This window comes from Sphingomonas gilva, from assembly GCF_003515075.1.
In the GTDB taxonomy this organism is placed as follows: Bacteria; Pseudomonadota; Alphaproteobacteria; order Sphingomonadales; family Sphingomonadaceae; genus Sphingomonas; species Sphingomonas gilva.
Genome location: NZ_QWLV01000001.1, coordinates 825,387 through 845,014, shown reverse-complemented (window position 1 = coordinate 845,014; position 19,628 = coordinate 825,387). Strand labels below are relative to the sequence as shown.

Here is a 19,628-nt window from a genome sequence, read left to right as displayed (position 1 = left end):
ACGGTCACACTGTGCGGCATAAATCGCGAATGTCAATATTCACTCTCTTGTGTGTGAATGAAATAACGAGGGCGCAAAACAACGTCCTATTTATAAGATTTATCTTGACGTGCACTCATTGGCCCGATCATTTGAAGCCCAATGGCGCTGTAGAGCGCGCAAGGGGAGAGAAAGGTGCGCAAAATCCTGCTGCCGGCCGTGTCGGCCACCGCGATCCTGGTTGCCGGTCCGGTACTTGCCCAAGACGCGATACCGGGACAAATCAGGAAGAAGTCCCGGGGGAAGCGATGGCGCCGCCTTCCGAAGGCGAGCCCGGGCAAGACATCGTCGTCATCGGCGTCCGCCAATCGCTCGAACGGGCTGCGGAGGTGAAGCGCGACGCCGTGCAGGTCGTCGACGCGGTGGTCGCCGACGATATCGGCAAATTGCCCGATCCCACCGTTGCCGCCGCATTGCAGCGTGTTCCCGGCATCCAGGTCCAGAATGACCGCAACAATGAATTGTCGGGCGTTCGCATTCGCGGCCTCACCGACATTCTCACGACGGTCAACGGCCGTGAGGTGATCACCACGACCGGACGCGGTTTCGACCTTCAGGACGTTCCCGCCGAGGCTTTGGCTCGCATCGACGCCTACAAGTCACAAACGGCGGATCAGATCGAGGGCGGTATTGCGGGGGCAATCGACCTGCGGCTCAACCGGCCGTTCAACTTCAGGGATCCGACCCTGGTGCTGACTGCGCGGCAGAATTATGCGGTTACCGCGGATTCGGGCAATCCGCAGCTCGGCTTGCTGGCGGCGGGCAAGACCGACTCCCCGATCGGCGAGATCGGCGCGCTCATCAGCGCCACCTATTCGCGGGCGGATACGATCCGCAGCCAGAGCAACCTGACCGAGCGGCGCTACTCCGACTCCGGGCCGCTGAACACGCCCGGCTACCTTATCCCGCAGGTCGTACAGAACATGCCCGACGTGGGCCGTGTCACCCGGCATCAGGTGAACGCCGCCTTCCAATGGCAGGCCACGCCCTCGCTCGAAGCCTATGCCGACGGGCTTTACACCTATTTCAACACGACCACGGGCTTTGCCGGTTTCAACGTCCAGCCATTCACCAATGGCACGCGCATGACCGAGGTGACGGCGAGCGACTATTGCTTCGACGCGCGCGTCAACGCGAACGGCACGAACCCGCAGATTATCAGCCGTGTCGACGAAGAGGGAAATGTCACCCGCGAGCTCCAGCCGTTCGAAGTCCAGCGCGTCTGCGAATTCGAAAGCGCTCGCTTCGAGAATGCCGTCATCAACCAGAACTCCTCTTCCCGGGATGTGACGCAACGGAACAAGATGATCGCAGGAGGGCTCAATTTCGACCAGGGTGGCACGAGCGCCACGCTCGACGTCGCCTATCAGACGTCGCGCGCCGTCACCGAGAATTTCAACGCCGAGGTCGGACAGCGCGTCGCGAGCGTCTTCGTCGAATCCGACGTCGACAATGGGCAGCGGACGACGATCGACCCGTCGATCCCGCTCAGTTCCGGCAATCTGTCGCTGCGCAACTCGATCAACCAGAATTTCTCACGCGGCGATGGCGAACTCTTCCAGGCGCGCGCCGATTTCGCGCAGGATCTGAACGGCCTCCTGTCCACGCTGAAGGCGGGCGTGCGCTACGCCAATCGCGACGCCAGGTTCCAGAACGTGCAGCAGGTCAACACGGTCGGCTCGATCGGCTTCGGCAATATCGGCACGCCGACCGAAGCCAATGCGCGCCTCGTCTCCAGCCTGCCGTTATCGCCCGACTTCATCGGCGTCATCGGCACCGCGCCGCGCATCAACGACGGCATGGCCTTTGTCGGCCCCAATCCCGAATATCTACGCTCGGAGCGCGGCCGCAACGAACTGCGCGCCCTGTTCGGCCTGCCGCTCAAGGCGCCGGCCTATGATCCGACCAAGGAGTTCAACGCCAACGAGGCGACCTATGCCGGTTATGTCGAAGGCGCTTATGAGGTTCCGATCGGCGACCTGACGCTCGACGGCGTGGTGGGCGTCCGCATCGTCAAGACCGAGCGCACCATCTCCGGTTTCGAACGGGATGAGGACGTCCTGACCCCGGTTACTGCCGAAACGTCGGACACCGATGTTCTCCCCAGCGCCACGGCGCGCCTCAAATTTCCCGGAGGCTTCCAGACGCGTCTGACCTATTCGCGTTCGATCCGCCGGCCAGACTTCGATTCACTCAACCCAACCGAATCGCTGACGCTGGTGGGCAATGTCTTCCTCCTGAACAACGGCCAGCGCGGCAATCCAAATCTGCGGCCGCAGAAATCCGACAGCTTCGATGCGACCGCCGAATATTATTTCGACAGCGGCTACATCTCGGTGACGGGCTATTATCGCTCGATCAAGGACCGCGTCGTGACGTCGAACACCCAGGAGGAGATCGACGGCCTCAACTATCTCATCTCGACCCCGCGTAATGTCGGCGCGGTCGACCTGAAGGGAATCGAGGTCAGCGGTCAATATTTCTTCGATTTTCTGCCCGGCGCGCTGTCCGGTTTCGGGGTCCAAGGTGCATTCACGCTTGCGGATTCGAAGATCAAGGGCGACGATCCGCTTGCGGGCAATCCGCTGGTCGGCGTGTCCAAGTATAACTACACGACCGGCCTGCTCTATGACAAATTTGGATTGAGCGGTCGTCTGATCTGGACCCACCGATCCAGCTATATCGATGCCGACAACACCGGCGGCGTGCAGTTGCGCCCCTTCGATCCGGCTCGGGAGGACGAGGCCTATCTGCCGGTGCTCCTGTCCTATGCGCGTCCCGCCGGCCGCCTCGATTTCAGCGTCGCCTACGAAGTCACCGAGGCGCTGCGCCTTGACGTCGGCGGCACCAACATCCTGCGCAATCGCACCTCCATCTATCGCGGCAATGAACGGATCAACTTCGCGCTATTCGGGGACGAGACCGTCTACACGATCGGTGCACGCGTCAAATTCTAGACGATCGCGCAGTGCGTATTGATGCGACAAGGAGAGACGGAATGGGCTTCAAGCGCGCCGTTCGACGTAAATTTGCTCAACTGATGGCCGCATCGATCGCCGTTGCGTCAGTGGGCGCATGCTCCGCGGGAACGGTTGCGGAAACCAGTCCGGCACCGGCGCGACAGGCCGCGAAGCAGCCCAATATATTGTTCATCCTCGTGGACGACATGGGGTACGCCGACCTGTCGCTCACCGGCAACCGGCTGGTGCGAACGCCCAACATCGATGCGCTCGCCCGCGACGGTATGGTGATGACGCGCTTCTACGATGCGGCGCCGATCTGCTCGCCTTCACGCGCAGGCTTCATGACGGGGCAGTTCCCGGCCGAGCAGCGCTTCGTCACCTATATTTCGGATCGACAGCGCAACCGGCGCTTCGGCCAGGCCGACTGGCTGGATCCGGCCATTCCCGTGCTTCCGCGCACCCTCAAGAAGGAAGGCTATACGACGGGGCATTTCGGGAAATGGCACTTGGGCGGCGGCCGCGACGTGGCCGATGCGCCGCTGCCTTCCGCCTATGGGATCGACGAAAGCTACACCCAGTTCGAGGGGCTGGGCCCGCGCCTGCTGCCGAGCGATCTTGGCGGCAATCTGGCGCAGCAGAGCGCGGCGCTTGGCAAGGGACCGATCGAATGGGCGCCCCGTGCTGCGGTCACCGCCCGTTACGTCGACAAGACGCTCGACTTCATCCGTCGCAGCAAGGACGGCCCCTGGTTCGCGCAGCTGTGGCTCGACGACGTGCATACGCCGTGGGCGCCCAGCGCCCAGCAACTGGCGGCGGTGAAGGGCAAGGGCCGGAACGAGCGGGAGGACAGGTTTCTCGCCGTGCTTGTCGCGATGGATGCGGAGATCGGCCGTTTGGTGAACGGCATGCGACAGGCCGGTGAACTCGATGAGACGCTGATCGTCTTCACGTCCGACAATGGGCCCACCGTGGGCAAGGGCACGCCCGGCTCCGCAGCGCCCTATCGCGGACGCAAGGCGAGTTTGTACGAGGGCGGCATCCGCCAACCGCTGATCGTGCGGTGGCCCGGCCATGTGAAGGCCGGTAGCCGCGATACGACTACCGTGGCGCAAGCCGTCGACCTGTTTCCCACACTCGCTCGCATCGCGGGCGCGCAGCCGCCGCCCGAGGGCGACGGAATCGATATCGGGCGCGCTTGGCAGGGACGGCCGATCGCCGATCGGCCCGATTTCTACACGCACATCGCCCGCCCCGCCCGCGAAGCCCGGTTCGGCCCACTTTATTCGATCCGTTCAGGACCTTGGAAATTGCTGGCGAACCGCGACGGCAGTGGCGCCGAACTCTACAATCTCGAAACGGACCCGGGGGAACGGAACGATCTGTACGCCAAGGAGCGTGCCGTGGCTGCCCGGCTGGGGAGCCAATTGCGTAGCTGGGTAGCGTCGCTGCCTGCGCCGGGGCCGGCGGTCGGGCACTGAAAGACGTCGCCACGGGTTGTCGGATCTCGCCAGATGCGATGCGCGCAGACGCGGGCGCGAACAGCCACCACTGAGCCGTCGCGCCGCCGGTCTAGGCAGAGCTGCACTCATTGGCGGAAGAAGACGGGCTGAGTAAACGCGCCGTTCGCCGCGACGTCCCACACCTCCAGGCGCGCCCATTTGCGTCCGCGAAGGTCAAGCGTCTTCGAGATCGTGGCGGTTCCGAACACGCCGCGGTCGGTCAGGTCGATCCGGTCGCGATAGACCTTGGTGCCGTCGCCGCTGACGATCTCGGCGAAGGCGAGGGGGAAGGTCCATTCGATCGCGGCCTGCACCGTCGCCTTGCCGCCCGACGTGGCGGTTTCGCCGCTCTCCGCGCCGTTGATGGTGAAGCTCGGGATCAGCACTTCGCCCGTGGTGGTGAAGAAGGCGCCGCCGCGCAGCGCGTCGAGCACCGGCTGCCAGCCATCCTCATATTTCGGCACGGCGTCGAGCCGCAGATAGTTGATGTTCATATGGGCGTAGAGTTCGCTGTCGTCGTCGATCTGGAACACATCGACTTCGCCCGGGGTGAACTTGCGTTCGCCGGGGTTCGCGGCCCAATTGTTCATATCGTCGAGCAGGTCGATCACGCGCCAGCCCAGCGTGTCGCGCGAATAATCGGCCGGCATCGCTTTCCATGCGCCGCCCAGATAGCGGTCGCTCTTGAAGAAGGGCTGGTCGCGATATTTGTCGGGGAAACCGGTCGAACCCTTGATGCGCGGATGGGCGGCCCACATCAGGCCTTTCTCGGCTTCCATCAGCTTGAGGACGTCGTCCGGCGATCCGACATGATAGACCTTGCCGAGCTCGGGATCGGTCTCGACGAAGGGCTGGCCTTCCTTGCGGTCGAGCGTCCAATAGACCGGCTTGGGAAAAAAGCTCATCCAGTGGCCGCCGAGATGCACGTTCGGCTCCTCGCCGGGCAGCAGCAGGAATTCGTCGTCCGAAAGCCGCTTGGTCTCTTCATGGATGGTCTTGAGGAGCGTGAGGCGATCGCCCGCACGGTCGAGCTCCTTCTGGCCAAGATGCAGCTCGCCCAGATGGACGATCTCGACGTTCATCGCCTTGAAGCGATCGATGAATTCGGGACGCTCCAGCCCGTCGGGAACGCCGGTGGATTGCTGGAACCGCTGCTGGTTCAGGAAATCGACCGCATGTTCGACATGATAATGGCTGGTGAAGGTGCGGTGGCCCGGCAGCGACTTGAGGCGGTCGCCCCGTGTGTATGCGAAGGCCGCTTGAGTCGCGCTGGCGGCATCGCCGCCGTCGAGCAGGTAGAAGACGCCCATGTCCTGCTCGGTCCCCGGCGGTGCGTTGACCCAGGGCACGTAGCGGCGGTCGCCTTCCAATGTCTGGCGGACGCCGAAGCCGACGCGCCCCTCCAGATCGCGATAATCCCGGCCGTACCAGACGCTGTTGTCGTTGTTGGCATAATCGACCGGGTAGAAATATTGGTGCGGCGGCGGCAGCATCACCAGCGCGCCGCCGGTCGCGCCTTCGGCGATGACCATCCGGCCGCGCACCCTGGGCGAAGCGGCAGGCTGATCGATAGCGTCGCCGGTGACGCGCACCAGCTCGTCGGAAAGGTCGGTATAGGCGATGGCGCGCCATGGCGCATCGGCCGCTTCCGCGACGCTCAATCCGGTGTCGAAGGTGTAGGCGGTCGCGTCGCGATCGGTGGACATCACCATTGCCGATCGGATCAGGCGCGATCCGGGGTAGATGGTGAATTCATAGGCGCCGCTGAACGGCCCCGCCGTCGCGCCGTCGACGATGACCTTGGTGTAGCCGCCGGCCTGTTCGACGCGGATCGCGTCGCGCTTCAGCTCGAGCGGGAAATGCTCGAACGGGCGGTTGCGCGGATTGTCGAAGAACACCGTCCAGCCCTGGCGCAGGTCGCGGGTGCCGATGGTGATCACCGCGGCCGGATCGATCCCGGCGAGGATCGTCCGCTCGCCGATGCCGAGCGCGCGGATCAGCGGCTGGTCCTTGGCGAGCGACAGCACCAGGCGGCCGCGCTGGCCCTCGCCCGCCGGCCAGCTGATCGCGACGCTGTCGTGCGCGCGATCGACGCGCACGTCGCCGGCAAGCGACTTCGCGGGAGACTTGAGCGCCGTGACCGCACGTTGCGCATGCGCTTCCGTCGTGCAGACGGCGATGGCCATGGTCGCGCATGCGAGGCCGAAGAGCGCCCCCTTGAAGCAATCTCGCAAAACTTCTCTCCCTTTCGGTACGTTGATGTTGTGCGCGCGACCCTTTCAGGGGCGACGCGTGCGGGCAAGGCCGCGGTCGGAAATCAAAGCGAACGCCGATCGAACAGGTGGTGTCGTCATTGTGCGCATCGCAAACGAAATCCTCTCGCGATTCGAATGAGTAGGCCCTCCTGCCCGCTAATGTCCGTTCCGGCGAGGTTGATCGGGATCGCGTCGGCCAGATCGCACTCGAGACCAAGGTCGACCGCCCGTCCGGCTGGCCGGAATCGATACTGGCCGCAGCGACAGGCCGTTGTAATGTCGCGATCGTTTCATCGCGCTCGCAATCGTGCATATCCTCGCGCCCACGCCTCGACCCTGTCATCGTGCCGCATTCATCTTCGACCAAGGAGGAAAAGCCTCGTGAACTCATCGCGACTGACCGCCCCGATTCTGCTGGCTGCCGCGGTGGCTATAGCCGGCTGCGACAGCGCCGCGTCCTCGCAGAAAGCAGCTTCGAGTGCGATGCCAGCCAAGCCGCCGGTGCTGACGCCGCCGGCGAATCGATCGCCGGCGGCGGTGGTCACGCTGGCGGATTATCGCCACGACGATCTGCTGTGGGAGAATGACCGGACGGCGCACCGCATCTATGGTCATGCGCTCGAAGCGGTCGAGCCGCCTTCGGGCTCCGGTATCGACAGCTGGGGCAAGCAATATCCTTGGCCATTCGCCGATCGCCAGCTGCGCACCGGCGACCAGCACGGCTATCACGGCGAAGGGTTGGACTTCTACAATGTCGGCACCGGCCGCGGAGCGGGTGGGCTCGGCATCTGGCACGACAACAAGCTTTGGACCTCGCGTAACTATGTCGCGCATCGCGTGCTTGCGAGCGGCGGCGACGCCGCCGATTTCGAAGTCGACTATGCCCCCTGGCCGGTCGGCGTCGATCGCCAGGTGAGCGAGACGAGGCGGTTCACCCTGCCGCTCGGCACGCATTTCACGCGAATGGTCTCGACGCTCTCGTCCGACCGCCCCGAACCCTTGCTGGTGGGGATCGGCATCGGCCGGCGGACGACCGGGCCCGACGGCGGCGAGGTGACGATTGATCGCGCTGGGGGGCTGATGACCTGGTGGGGACCGGACGATGACGCGCATGGCCGGATGGCGATCGCGCTGCGCGTCGATCCGTCGGCTATCGTCGAGGTGCGCGATGACGCCGACAACCATCTGATCATCGTCCGTGTCACACCGGGGACGCCGCTCGTCTATTATTCCGGCTCGGCGTGGAGCCGGGGCGCGGGCGGCTTCGACACTCGCGAAAAGTGGAACGCCTACGCCGCCGGGGAGCAACTCGACTTCAGCGTGCCGGCGCCGGCGACGCAGTGATCGCGTCGTTCAGCTTCGTCCGACCATGCCTTTCACAGCCGGGATAATTGCCCGATGTTCGACGCCAGCCAAAGGAGGATGCTAGGACAGCAGGATCGACGCGCCGTTGACCGCCTCGGCATCGTCGGAGATCAGGAAGGCCACGACCTTGGCGATCGCCTCCGGTCGCACCCAATCGACGGGATCGGCATCGGGCATGTCGCGCCGGTTGGCAGGGGTGTCGATGATGGTGGGCAGGATCGCGTTCACGCGCACGCATGCCCCTTTCAGTTCCTGCGCCAGGCTTTCGGTCAGTGCGCGAACACCGGCCTTCGACGCGGCATAGGGGGCCATGCCGACGCCGGGCTGGGTCGCGCCGGCGGCCCCCACATTGACGATGGCGCCGCCGTTCGTGGTGAGATGCGGCAATGCCGCGCGGCAGGAGACCGCCGCGGTGCGGACGTTCATCCGGTACATCAGGTCCCAATTGGCGACCTCGCCGCTCTCGACCTTTTCCCAAAGGAAGCCGCCCGCGACGTTGACCACCGCGCCAATGCCACCCAGCGAATCGGCGATCGTTCGATACGCCGCGGCGACCGCCGACGGATCGGTCAGGTCGACGCCGGCGCAAGCCAGATCGCCCCCTTCCCTCGGTTCCGAAAGGTCTACTATGGCAACTCGATGGCCCCGCGCCCGCAATTCGGCCGCCACCGCCTGGCCCAGCACGCCCGCGCCGCCCGCGACGATCACCGCGCCCATCAGACGATCGCCATCGCGTTGGACGGCGATCCCACGCCGCCGCGCATGTTGAGCGGCATCGAGGTGAAGAAGCCCGCGTAGCTGCCGCCCGCGGCGCAATCGTCCGCCAGCGCTTCCAGATCGAACATCTCGCCCAGCTTCATGCCGAGCCGCGCGATCGACAGATGCAGGCTCATCGGCTTGCCGGTGATCGGAAAGACCTCGACCGTCACATTGTCAGCGGCGACCGCGGCGACACGCCGGTCCCAAAGCAATTCCCACATATCCTCTCCACCCGACAGACCCGAATAGGTGCGGTCGCGGAACAGCGATAGCCGTTCGGCGGGCGCTGCGTCCAGAAAGGCGCGCAGCCAGCCGGTGCGCACCAGCAAACGTCGCCGCGCTGCAGTTCGGTCCCGGTCCGGTCGAGGCATGCGATGACGGCCTCGGCGCTCGCGACATGCCCGTCCACCACCATCCAATCGCGTCCCGTCGCGGCGAAGCACCTTTAATGCAGCACTATATTTTAGCCTTCGGCCACGTGTGACAAAGTACAATTCCTCTCACCCGCTCCAGCACAACATCTCGCTGATCTGAATCGACCCTCGCTGTTCGACCGGCGGCGAAAGCGTGGTGCGCTTTCGGCAGATGGGCCGCGACGCAAACCATATTGCCAAAAGATAGCTTTATAGTATTACAGTTTTTGCCGCCCGACATCTCGGCGGGCGAGCTTGCCCGAGGGAGATATTGGCTCGCGATGGTTCGCGCATCCCACACGACCTGAAGCGCATGGAGACCCGGCGCCTCGAATATTTCCTGCACATCGCCGATGCCGGCAGCATCAGCAAGGCGGCGCAGAACCTGGAGATCGCCCAGCCGGCCATGAGCCGCCAGCTCGCCATTCTGGAACATGAGCTTCGTTGCCAGCTGGTGGAGCGCTCCCCGCATGGGATTCGACTGACCGAAGCCGGCCGATCGCTCTATACCCGCGCCCAGATCATCGTCCGGCAGGTTTCCGGCCTCAGGTTCGACGTCGGCGTGGACGGCGGCGGCCTCACCGGATCGGTGGCGATCGGCCTGCCGCCAAGCCATGAGCGGTTCATCGGGATCGCGCTCGTCGCCGAAACCCTTGCCCGCTATCCCCAGATCAGCCTGCAGGTGAACAGCGGGAGCAACCTGCTGGCGCAACTCCACGCCGGGACGATCGATCTCGCCCTCGCGCCGGTCGAGAGCGCCGATGCGAGCGTGCAGGTGACGCGGCTGTTCCGCGAGGAGTTGGTCCTCGTCCAGAGCGCGGGCGCGCCGCCACCGCCGACGGACATCGCCGCGCTCGCTGAGCTGCCGTGGATCGTGACGCGCGCGCAGAGCGCGGTGCACGGCGTGCTGGCGACGATCTTTCAGGGCAGCGACTTGCAGCCGCGGATCGCTGCGGAGATCGGCTCGCTCGCACTCGTCCTGCAAGCCGTCCAGCGGGGCCTTGGCGTCACCGTTCTGCCCCGCGCGGCGATCCTGCCCGAGCTCGCCCGCGGCGAAGTATCGGTAGCGCCGGCGGCTGATCCGCCGCCCTGCCGCATAATGTCGCTTTGCCTGCGCCGCGGATCGACCTCGATCCGCAGCGTGGCCGCCGTCGCCGGGCTGATCGAGGAACTCGTCAAGCGCGAATGCGGGGCGGCGACGGGGGTCGATCGGCCGCGCGTACTGCTTTCGCCATAGCCGCCGGGGGCCACGCGCCATGCGCATACCCCCATAGCCTTAACGTGTTGGGCAAGGCCGGATCGGCCATGTCACACCTCCTCGCGCCAGGACCCGAACGGGCGCGGCTGACCCGGACCGGAGGCGCATGCGACGCCAGCGGCCGGCACATCGGAGGAGAGGAGCACCGATGATGAAAGGATTGTGCACGCCGCGCAGGCGCACCCGCCGCGCGCTCGCGCTGACGACGGCCGCCCTGATGTGCGGAGCATCGGGAACTGCGTTGGCCCAGGACGCCGCCCAGCCGGCCGCCGGCGTGAACGCGCCGCCGCAGGACATTGCCGAGCCAACGCCCGAGGAAACGACCGCCGAGGATATCATCGTCACCGGCAGCCGGATCCGCGGGGTCGCCCCGGTCGGCTCGAGCGTGATCACCCTCGGCTCCGAAAGCCTCGAGAAGACGCCGGCGACCAACGTCGTCGACCTGCTGCGCCGCGTGCCGCAGGTCTCCGGCGCGGGCATCAACGAATCGGTCAGCGGGGTCGTCGGCCCCGGCGTTTCATCGAGCAACGCGACCCGCACCGGCGCGATCAACCTGCGCGGCGTCGGCCCCAAGGCGACGCTGGTGCTGTTCGGCGGCCAGCGGCTCGCAACGTCGGGTTTGAACGGCGCGCAGACCGACCCGGCCAGCATCCCGTCCTCGGTGCTCGAACGTGTCGAGGTTGTCGCCGACGGCGCTTCGGCGATCTACGGCTCCGACGCGGTGGCCGGCGTGGTCAACTTCATACCGCGCACCCGTTATGACGGCCTCGTCGCGCGCGCGCGCCTGTCGGAAGCCGACGATTATTCGCAGCGCCAGCTTTCGATCATGGGCGGCGTCGATTGGGACAATGGCGGCCTGATCGTCGCGTTCCAGCATGATTACAACTCGCGGCTGCGCGGGGTCGATCGCGACTATTACCGCTCCGACCTCACCGATCGCGGCGGCGACGATTATCGCAGCCAGCAGTGCAACCCGGGCAACATCATCGTCGACGGGATTCCCTACGCGATCCCCGAAGGCGGGGTGACGAGCGCCAATGCGGACCAGCTCGTGCCCAACACCCGCAACCTGTGCGAGGTCTACCGGCTGGGCGACATATTGGGGCAGCAGGAACGCAATGCCGGCTATGCGAGCATCACCCAGGAGCTGACGCCCGGTCTCTCGGTCTTCGCGCGTGGCTTCTATGCGGAACGGCGCTTCGACGCGAACGACACGCAGCAAGGCTCCACCAGCAGCGTCGCCAACCTGACGGTGCCCAGCACCAATCCCTATTTCGTCGCGCCGCCAGGGACCGATCCCTCGTCGGTCGTCGTCCAGTATTTCTTCGGCGCGGATGCGCCGCTCGCCTTCAGCGGCCTCAGCAAGTCGCACCTCGCGACGATCGGCGCGGACCTTGAGCTCGGCGGCACATGGAAGGTGTCGACGACGGCGAACTGGGCGCACAGCTCCGATGTGGTGAACGCGTTCTTCGCCCTGCCCGCGGCGTTGACCGCGGCGCTCAACAGCACCGATCCGGCAACGGCGTTCAATCCCTTCGGCGGCGGCAACAGCCAAGCCGTGCGCGACGCGGTGTTCTCGAGCTATTTCAACTCGCGCCCGCGCAGCAGGATATTTTCGAGCCAGGCGGAGCTAAGCGGCACGCTGTTCGACATTTCCGGCGGCGCGGTGCGGCTGGCGGCCGGGTTCGACTATACCCGGATGCACTTCCGCGGTGAGAGTAACCGCGGAACCCAGGCCGCGCCCGTCACGACGGTGGCGCAGAACCAGCGCAGCATCCATTCCGGCTATGCGGAGCTTTACGTTCCGCTCTTCGGATCGGCCAATGCCACGCCGGGGTTCGAGCGCCTGGAGCTGTCGCTCGCCGGCCGGTACGACGACTATTCGGACGTCGGCGGCACCTTCAATCCGAAGTTCGGGGTGAACTGGTCGCCGGTGCGCGACCTGACCTTCAAGGGCAGCTACGGCACGTCGTTCAAGGCGCCCTACCTCAGCGATACGCTGTCGCCGAAATCGGGGGCCGCGCTGGTCGTCACGACCCAGCCCGATCCGAGTTCGCCGACCGGATCGAGCACGGGCCTTCAGATCAACGACGGCAATCCGGGCCTGAGCCCGGAGGAGGCGACCACCTGGACGATCGGCGCCGAATGGCGGCCCACCAGCGACCTCACGCTGACCGCCACCTATTTCAACCTCGATTACACCGGCCAGATCACGGCGCCCGCAATCAATACGGTGCTGGTCAACCCGCTCTTCGCAGGCACGGTGATCCGCAACCCGACGCAGCAGCAGGTGGACGATCTGATCGCCAATTCCGGGCTTCGGATCAACGGCGTCCTGCCCGCGCAGGTGGATTTCATCTTCGACGGTCGGCCGTCGAACCTGAGCGCCACGCAGGCGGCCGGCTTCGATTTCGTGCTGAGCTACGACAAGCGGCTCGACTGGGGTGATATCTACGCCTCGGTCGGCGGGACGCTGGTCACGCAGTACGATATCAAGGTGACCGACGCCGCGCCGGCGCAGAACGTGCTCAACACCATCTACTATCCACCGCGTTTCCGCTTCAACGCGGATGCCGGCTGGTCGAACGCCGGCTGGGCGGCATCGGCGACGCTCAGGTTCCTGAACGGCTACACCAACAACCTCGTCACGCCGGACGAGAAGATCGACGCGAACGCGACGCTCGATCTGCGCGTCGGCTACGAATTCGAACAGGGATCGCCCTGGCTCGAAGGGCTGGGCGTCAGCCTGGAGGTCACCAACGTGTTCGATACCGACCCGCCGTTCGTCAATATTCAAGGTGGTGTTGACGCGAGTGCGGCGAGCCTGTTCGGCCGCATGTTCACCCTGGTTCTGGAGAAGAAATTCTGATGACGATCGGCCGAAATACCATGCGCGAGCGGCTGCGATGAAGGCGCTGGAAGGCGTCCGCGTGCTCGACTTCACGCACGCGATCTCCGGACCGACCTGCACCGGCATGCTCGCCCTGCTGGGCGCAGAGGTGATCAAGGTCGAGAAACCCGGCGTTGGCGATTCATTGAGAAGCTATACCGAGCATGCCGGCCCGCCGCTGATGAGCACGCCGTTCGGCGCGGTGAACAACGGCAAGCGATCGATCGTCGCCGATCTGAAGCACCCCGCCGCGCGCGAGGTGCTGCTGCAGATGGCCGAAACGGTCGATATCGTCGTCGAGAATTTTCGCCCCGGCGTGCTCAAGAGGCTGGGCTATGGCCCGGATGTGCTGCGTGCGCGCAATCCCCGGCTGATCTACGCCTCCATCACCGGCTTCGGCCAGACGGGCAGCCTACGTAACTGGGGCGCCTACGACCATATCGTCCAGGCGATGTCGGGCCTGGCGATGCTGAACGCCGCGGTCGATGGACCGAAGATGATCGGCATTCCGCTGATCGACGCGTTCAGCGGCTATGTCGGGGTGATGGCGATCCTCGCCTCGCTGCAGAAGCGGCATGTGACCGGCGAGGGCGAGACGATCGACGTCGCCATGCTCGATTCCGCGCTGCGGCTGATGAACACCAACGTCTCGACCTATTTCTGGACGGGCGTCGCGCCGAAATCGATGGCCAACCGTGGTTTCCGGCTGGTCGCGACGTCGGAATTCTACCAGACGCGCGACGGCTGGATCGCGCTGGGCGCCAATCACCAGGATCAGATCAAGGCGTTCCTCGATGTCGTCGGCCATCCCGAGATCCTGGATGATCCCCGCTTCGCGACGCACAAACTGCGCGTCGAAAATTATGATGCGCTGAAGGCGTGGCTGACCGATTTCTTCCTGACGCAATCGGCCGAGGAGCTTGAGCCCCGCCTGGCGGCGGCGAAGGTTCCCGTATCGAGGATCCGCGATATCGAGCAGATCGCCAGCCATCCGCATTTCCAGGAGCGCGCGCTGTTCCACGAGGCGGAGATCCCCGGATCGGACAAGCCGCTGGTCGCCGTCGGCCCCGGCTTCCTGCTCGAAAGCGGGCCGATCGAACCGGGGCCCGTGCCGCGCCTGGGCGAAAGCACCGATGCGGTGCTGGGCGAGCTCGGCATCGCGCCGGATGAGATCGCCAGGCTTCGCGAGGAGGGCGCCTTCGGGTGACGGACGCGCCGATCGTCGAGACCGCCGCCGGGCGCGTGCGCGGCGAACGGATCAATGGGATGCTCTGGTTCCGCGGCATTCCCTACGCCCGCGCCGAGCGCTTTCAGGCTCCCATCTCCGTAACTCCCTGGGCCGGCGTCCGTGACGCGTTGGCCTATGCGCCAAGCTGCCCGCAGCCGATGCGCGGCCGTCCCGATCGGCCGCCGCCGATCTGGGTGGACGGTCGCGAGATCGGCACCGATGAGGATTGCCTCGCGCTGAACATCTGGACGGCGGAGGCGGCGGACCATTGCCGGCGACCGGTCATGGTCTGGCTTCATACCGGCGGGTTCGGCAGCGGCTCGGGCTCCGCGCCGTTGTTCGAGGGCGATCGGCTGGCGCGTCGCGACATGGTGGTGGTCAGCCTCAATCACCGCCTCGGCGCGCTCGGGTTTCTCGATCTCGAGTCGTTCGATCCGGCGTTCGCCGGCGCCGCCAACGCCGGGATCGCCGACATCGTCGCGGCGCTGCGCTGGATCAGGGACAATATCGCGGCATTCGGCGGCGATCCCGAACGCGTCACCCTGTTCGGCGAATCGGGCGGCGCGCTGAAAATCTCGACGCTGCTCGCGATGCCCGATGCCGTCCCGCTGTTCCACCGCGCGATCATGCAGAGCGGGCCGAGGGTGCGGCATCTCGATCGCGATCGCGCGCGGGCGGCGACCGAAGCGCTGTTCGCGCAGCTCGATCTTCCGCTGGGGGACATCGAAGCGCTGCGGGCGCTGCCCGCCGATGCGATCGTCGCTGCGGCGGCGCGCGTGACGAAGGCGATGCCGTCGCGCGGGCCGGGTTTTCCCGGCATATTCAGCCCGGTGGTCGATGCCGCGCTGATCCCGCGCGATCCCTTCGCCCAGGGCGCGCCCGCCATCTCCGCGCATATCCCGCTGATCATCGGCTACAATCGCACCGAAGCGAGCTATTTCTCGCGAATGGGCTTCGGTCCCAACGATCCGGCGATGGAATGGGACGAGGTGCGGCGCCGCCTCGCGCCGGTGCTGCGCGATGGCATGGAGCCGTTGCTCGCCGCGTGGCGTGGCGCGGCGCCTGGGCTTTCGCCGTTCGAGACCTACCTCGCCATCTTTACCGAATTCCCGACCGGACACTTTGCCCGCACCATCGCGGCGCGGCGTGCCGCGGCCGGTTCCGCTCCGACCTATCTCTACCGCTTCGACTGGGCGACCGACGCCTGGGGATCGGTCGGCCCCAGCCCGCACATGATCGAGTTGCCCTTCGTGTTCGATGCCGTCGACCGCGCGCCCGAGATGGTCGGTCCGGCAACGGACGACACGCGCGCGATAGCGGCCGACGTCAGCGGCGCCTGGCGCGCCTTCGCCGGGACCGGAAGCCCCGCCGCCGAGGGGCAGCCAGCCTGGCCCGCCTATGACGCGGCGACCCGCCGCCGCATGCACATCGACCGCCGATGGAATGTCGGCCCCGACCTTCATCCCGATCTTGCCGCCGCGCTCGACAGCGCGCTGGACCTTACTCCCGAAAGGCCGTCATGACCGATCCCCAAGCAGGAACGCCCACCGCCCTGTCCGGCATCCGCGTGATCGATTTCTCCCGCTTCCTGCCGGCGTCCTATGTCGGATGGCTGATGGCCGACATGGGCGCCGACGTCATCCGCATCGAGCATCCGCGCGAACTCGCCAAGCAGACCTTCGTCGCCGGCGCAGCGGGCGAGAGCGAGGCCGCCTTCCACCGCCGCCGCGCCTTGCAGACCCAGGCGCGCAACAAGCGGAGCGTGCTGCTCAACCCCGGCAATGAAAAGGCGCGCGAGGCGATCCACCGGCTGATCGAAACCGCCGACGTGCTGGTCGAGGACTATCGTCCCGGCACGCTGGCCAGGATGGGCTATGGCTGGCCGGAGATGCAGGCGCTCAACCCGCGGCTGGTCTACACCTCGGTGTCGTTCACCGGGCAGACGGGGCCATATGCTGGGCGCGCCGGCCACGATCCCGCCGCGCTGTCGCTCGCCGGCGCGCTGTCGCGGCTGAACGGCCTGCCGACGCCCACCATGCCGGGCCTGCAGGTCGCCGATGTGCTGTCCGGGTCGCACGCGACGATCGCGACATTGATGGCGCTGATGGCGCGCGATCGCACCGGCCGGGGCCAGCGCGTCGACGTGGCGATGAGCGACGCCTCCGCACCGCTGATGATGGTGACGATGGCGCGCAACCCGGATGCGTCGAAGCTCGGCCCTCCCGATGCCAGATGGCAGCCGAAGGGCGGCGTATGGGAGTGCGCCGACGGCGGCTATATCTGCACCACCGACATGGAGACGGCGTATTGGCGGCGCTTCTGCGACCTTGTCGATCGCCCGCACTATGCCGACCTCCAGCACGCGACCGATCAGCACCCCGCGATGCAGCAGGACTTGAAGGCGATCTTCCGCACCAGGCCGCGTGACGAATGGGCGGCGATCTTCGCCGAGGCGGACACCCAGGCCATGCCCGTCCTCTCGCTCGCCGAAGCGATCGCGAACGAGCATAATCGCGCCCGGGGCGTCTATGTCGACGTCGCCCATGGCGATGAGACGCTGATCCATGTCGGCACGCCGTTCCATCTTTCCGACACGCCCGGACGCGTGCGGCACGCGGCGACGCTGCCCGGCGCGCATACCGAGGAGATTCTCGACTCGCTGGGGCTGAGCGCGGCGGACATCGACGCGATCCGCGCCGAAGGCGGGTTCGATGGCTGACGCGGCGACCCGTCTGCCGCCAACCCCGCGCGAACGTTGGACGCGCTATCAGTGGTTGGCGATCGGGCTGCTGTTGCTGGTCAACATCTCCAGCGCGCTCGATCGTTACGCGCTGTCGAACCTGCAGGAGCATCTGAAGGTCGACCTGCAGCTCACCGACACGCAACTTGGTTTCATCGCAGGCCCGGCCTTCTCGCTGTTCTACACGCTGTCGGCGATCCCGATCGCGCGGCTGGCCGAACGGGTGAACCGCGCGCGGCTGCTCGCCGCGGTGCTCAGCTTCTGGTCGGGGGCGACGGCGCTTTGCGGCGCGGCGACGGGCTTCGTCTCGCTGGCCTTGTGCCGGATGGGCGTCGGCATGGGCGAAGGCGGCTGCCACCCGATCAGCCAGTCGACCATCGCGGACAGCTTCGCACCGCGCCAGCGCGGATCGGCGATGGCGATCTACGCCGCCGGCCCGCCGATCGCCGCTATCGTCGCCCCCGTGCTCACCGGCGCGGTGGCGCACTGGTTCGGCTGGCGGGTGGCGTTCCTCGCGGTCGGCTTGCCCGGACTGGCCCTGGCCGTCGTGCTATGGGCGATCCTGCGCGAGCCGCGCCACGCCGCCGGTCACGTCGCCCGGCCGGTCCAGCCGCTGCTGGCCGATCTGGGATGGGCGTTCCGCAACCGCGCGTTCCTGTTCATCTTCATCGCCGGCGCGTTCAACGGCATCGGTATCACCGGCATCGGCGCCTTCACCACATCGTTCGTGATGAGGACGCAGGGTTTCAATATCGCATCGGCGGGGCTGGTCGTGGGCGCGCTCGGCGCGATGGGGCTGGTCGGCACCTTCCTCGGCGGATGGCTGGCGGATCGCTTCGCGGATTCGCGCGGGCGATCCTATGTTCTCGTCTGCGCGACGGGCGCGCTCCTCTCATTCATCTTCTATCTGATCGCCTTCAGCATGAGCGCGTGGCCGCTGGTCTTGCTGGGCCTGCTCAGCGCCAACCTGGCGACCGACCTGAAGAACGGTCCCAACTTCGCCGCCATCCAGAATATCGTGCCTTCCCACATGCGGGCGACCGCCGCAGCGATCTTCACCGTCGCGTCGAACGTCATCGGTATGGGACTGGGCGCGTTGCTGGTCGGCCTGCTGAGCGACGCGCTCACCGCGCAGATGTTCGGCGACGCTTACGGCGCGTTCACCACAGCCTGTCCGGGCGGCCACGCGCCGGCCGGCGCGACCGCAGCCCTCGCAGATGCGTGCCGCACCGCATCGGCCGAAGGGCTGCGGCTGGCGCTCGGCCTGGTCACCACCTCGTTCCTCGGCGCGGCCTTCTTCTTCTGGCTGGCCAATCGCCATTGCACGATCAACGAGGAGTGATCGCGGCCTTCAGCCGAACAGCAGGCGCGCGGCGTTTCCCTTCAGGATCGGTTCGCGCAGCTCCGGCTTGAACCCCGCCTGGTCGAACGCCGCGATCCACTTGTCGGGCGGGATCAGGGGAAAATCGCTGCCGAACAGGAATTTGTCGCCCAGCTGACCGTTGGCGTAGGTTACGATCTGCTTGGGGAAATAGCGCGGCGACCAGCCCGACAGATCGATGAAGACATTGGGCTTGTGCAGCGCCATCGACAGCGATTCGTCGGTCCACGGCCAGCCGGGATGGGCAAGGACGATCCGGATGTCGGGAAAGGCGACCGCGACCTCGTCGACCAGCATCGGCTGACCGTATTTCAGGCGGATGCCCCCGCCGCCCGGCATGCCGGCGCCCAGCCCCGAATGGCCGGTGTGGAAGATCGCCGGCAGCTTGTAATGGTTGATGACCTCGTACAGCGGCCAGGCCATGCGGTCGCCCGGGTCGAAATTCTGCAGCGGCGGATGGAACTTGAAGCCCTTGACCCCATGCTTCTCGATCAGGTCGCGCGCCTCGATCGCGCCGCGCTTGCCCTTGTGCGGGTCGATCGAGGCAAAGGCGATCATGATGTCGCCGTTCGCCGCCGCGGCTTCGGCGATCTCCTCGTTGCGGATGCGCTTGACGCCGGTGCCCGCCTCCATGTCGACGGTGAACATGACGAAGCCGATATTGCGCTCGCGATAATGCGCGATCGTCTCGGGGATGGTCGGACGGCGACGCTCGGCCTTGAAATAGCGCGTGCTGGCGTCGAGGAACTCGCCGAAGATCGGGTCCTCCGGATCGTGGCACGACACCTCGGCATGGACGTGGATGTCGATCGCCGCCAGCTTGTCCACGTCCATCGCT

13 protein-coding genes are annotated in these 19,628 nt (G+C 66.1%); 9 read left to right on the top strand and 4 right to left on the bottom strand.

Annotation, left to right across the window (positions count from 1 at the left end):
- Positions 1–11: 11 nt before the first annotated feature.
- Both D1610_RS04015 and D1610_RS04010 read left to right on the top strand, forming a co-directional pair.
- On the top strand, positions 12–2,996 hold the full coding sequence (locus D1610_RS04015) for a TonB-dependent receptor (RefSeq protein WP_245941969.1): 2,985 nt from the start codon (positions 12–14) through the stop codon (positions 2,994–2,996).
- A 41-nt stretch (positions 2,997–3,037) separates the two neighbouring features.
- Positions 3,038–4,480, top strand: a complete 1,443-nt coding sequence (locus D1610_RS04010; RefSeq protein ID WP_118862786.1) for a sulfatase-like hydrolase/transferase — start codon at positions 3,038–3,040, stop codon at positions 4,478–4,480.
- A 107-nt stretch (positions 4,481–4,587) separates the two neighbouring features.
- Here the strand turns inward: D1610_RS04010 and D1610_RS04005 are convergent, their stop codons facing one another.
- Positions 4,588–6,687: a CehA/McbA family metallohydrolase domain-containing protein gene (locus D1610_RS04005; RefSeq protein ID WP_147414258.1), complete on the bottom strand. Its 2,100-nt coding sequence runs from the start codon at positions 6,685–6,687 to the stop codon at positions 4,588–4,590.
- A gap of 552 nt (positions 6,688–7,239) precedes the next feature.
- On the opposite strand from D1610_RS04005, the gene D1610_RS04000 reads away from it, so the two are divergent.
- Positions 7,240–8,100: a DUF4861 family protein gene (locus D1610_RS04000; RefSeq protein WP_118862784.1), complete on the top strand. Its 861-nt coding sequence runs from the start codon at positions 7,240–7,242 to the stop codon at positions 8,098–8,100.
- 81 nt (positions 8,101–8,181) lie between these two features.
- Here D1610_RS04000 and D1610_RS03995 read toward each other — a convergent pair whose 3' ends face one another.
- Both D1610_RS03995 and D1610_RS03990 read right to left on the bottom strand, forming a co-directional pair.
- Positions 8,182–8,838, bottom strand: coding sequence for an SDR family oxidoreductase (locus D1610_RS03995; protein ID WP_118862783.1), 657 nt, complete (start codon positions 8,836–8,838; stop codon positions 8,182–8,184).
- Complete coding sequence (locus D1610_RS03990; protein WP_118862782.1) at positions 8,838–9,209, bottom strand: cyclase family protein; 372 nt, start codon at positions 9,207–9,209, stop codon at positions 8,838–8,840. The genes D1610_RS03995 and D1610_RS03990 overlap by 1 nt, the downstream gene beginning before the upstream one ends.
- A gap of 397 nt (positions 9,210–9,606) precedes the next feature.
- On the opposite strand from D1610_RS03990, the gene D1610_RS03985 reads away from it, so the two are divergent.
- From D1610_RS03985 to D1610_RS03960, 6 genes are all read left to right on the top strand, one after another.
- Entirely contained in the window at positions 9,607–10,530 is a 924-nt protein-coding gene (locus tag D1610_RS03985; RefSeq protein WP_118862781.1) for a LysR family transcriptional regulator, read from the top strand.
- A 169-nt stretch (positions 10,531–10,699) separates the two neighbouring features.
- Positions 10,700–13,420, top strand: coding sequence for a TonB-dependent receptor domain-containing protein (locus D1610_RS03980; protein WP_182466686.1), 2,721 nt, complete (start codon positions 10,700–10,702; stop codon positions 13,418–13,420).
- 37 nt (positions 13,421–13,457) lie between these two features.
- Positions 13,458–14,648 carry a CaiB/BaiF CoA transferase family protein gene (locus D1610_RS03975; protein ID WP_118862779.1) on the top strand — a complete coding sequence of 397 codons (1,191 nt, stop codon included), beginning with the start codon at positions 13,458–13,460 and terminating at the stop codon, positions 14,646–14,648.
- Positions 14,645–16,192 (top strand): carboxylesterase/lipase family protein, encoded by a 1,548-nt coding sequence (locus D1610_RS03970; protein ID WP_118862778.1) that lies wholly within the window; start codon positions 14,645–14,647, stop codon positions 16,190–16,192. Before D1610_RS03975 ends, D1610_RS03970 begins: the two co-directional genes overlap by 4 nt.
- Positions 16,189–17,388, top strand: a complete 1,200-nt coding sequence (locus D1610_RS03965; protein ID WP_182466685.1) for a CaiB/BaiF CoA transferase family protein — start codon at positions 16,189–16,191, stop codon at positions 17,386–17,388. Before D1610_RS03970 ends, D1610_RS03965 begins: the two co-directional genes overlap by 4 nt.
- Positions 17,381–18,751: a spinster family MFS transporter gene (locus D1610_RS03960; RefSeq protein WP_118862776.1), complete on the top strand. Its 1,371-nt coding sequence runs from the start codon at positions 17,381–17,383 to the stop codon at positions 18,749–18,751. The genes D1610_RS03965 and D1610_RS03960 overlap by 8 nt, the downstream gene beginning before the upstream one ends.
- A 9-nt stretch (positions 18,752–18,760) precedes the next feature.
- Here the strand turns inward: D1610_RS03960 and D1610_RS03955 are convergent, their stop codons facing one another.
- Positions 18,761–19,624, bottom strand: a complete 864-nt coding sequence (locus tag D1610_RS03955; protein ID WP_118862775.1) for an amidohydrolase family protein — start codon at positions 19,622–19,624, stop codon at positions 18,761–18,763.
- Positions 19,625–19,628: the final 4 nt, after the last annotated feature.

Bases quoted from the DNA above. Each gene is read 5' to 3' on its own strand.
- D1610_RS04010 (WP_118862786.1), top strand. From the start codon at position 3,038: ATGGGCTTCAAGCGCGCCGTTCGACGTAAATTTGCTCAACTGATGGCC.
- D1610_RS04005 (WP_147414258.1), bottom strand. From the start codon at position 6,687: ATGGCCATCGCCGTCTGCACGACGGAAGCGCATGCGCAACGTGCGGTC.
- D1610_RS04000 (WP_118862784.1), top strand. From the start codon at position 7,240: ATGCCAGCCAAGCCGCCGGTGCTGACGCCGCCGGCGAATCGATCGCCG.
- D1610_RS03995 (WP_118862783.1), bottom strand. From the start codon at position 8,838: ATGGGCGCGGTGATCGTCGCGGGCGGCGCGGGCGTGCTGGGCCAGGCG.
- D1610_RS03985 (WP_118862781.1), top strand. From the start codon at position 9,607: ATGGAGACCCGGCGCCTCGAATATTTCCTGCACATCGCCGATGCCGGC.
- D1610_RS03980 (WP_182466686.1), top strand. From the start codon at position 10,700: ATGATGAAAGGATTGTGCACGCCGCGCAGGCGCACCCGCCGCGCGCTC.
- D1610_RS03975 (WP_118862779.1), top strand. From the start codon at position 13,458: ATGAAGGCGCTGGAAGGCGTCCGCGTGCTCGACTTCACGCACGCGATC.
- D1610_RS03965 (WP_182466685.1), top strand. From the start codon at position 16,189: ATGACCGATCCCCAAGCAGGAACGCCCACCGCCCTGTCCGGCATCCGC.
- D1610_RS03960 (WP_118862776.1), top strand. From the start codon at position 17,381: ATGGCTGACGCGGCGACCCGTCTGCCGCCAACCCCGCGCGAACGTTGG.
- D1610_RS03955 (WP_118862775.1), bottom strand. From the start codon at position 19,624: ATGGACGTGGACAAGCTGGCGGCGATCGACATCCACGTCCATGCCGAG.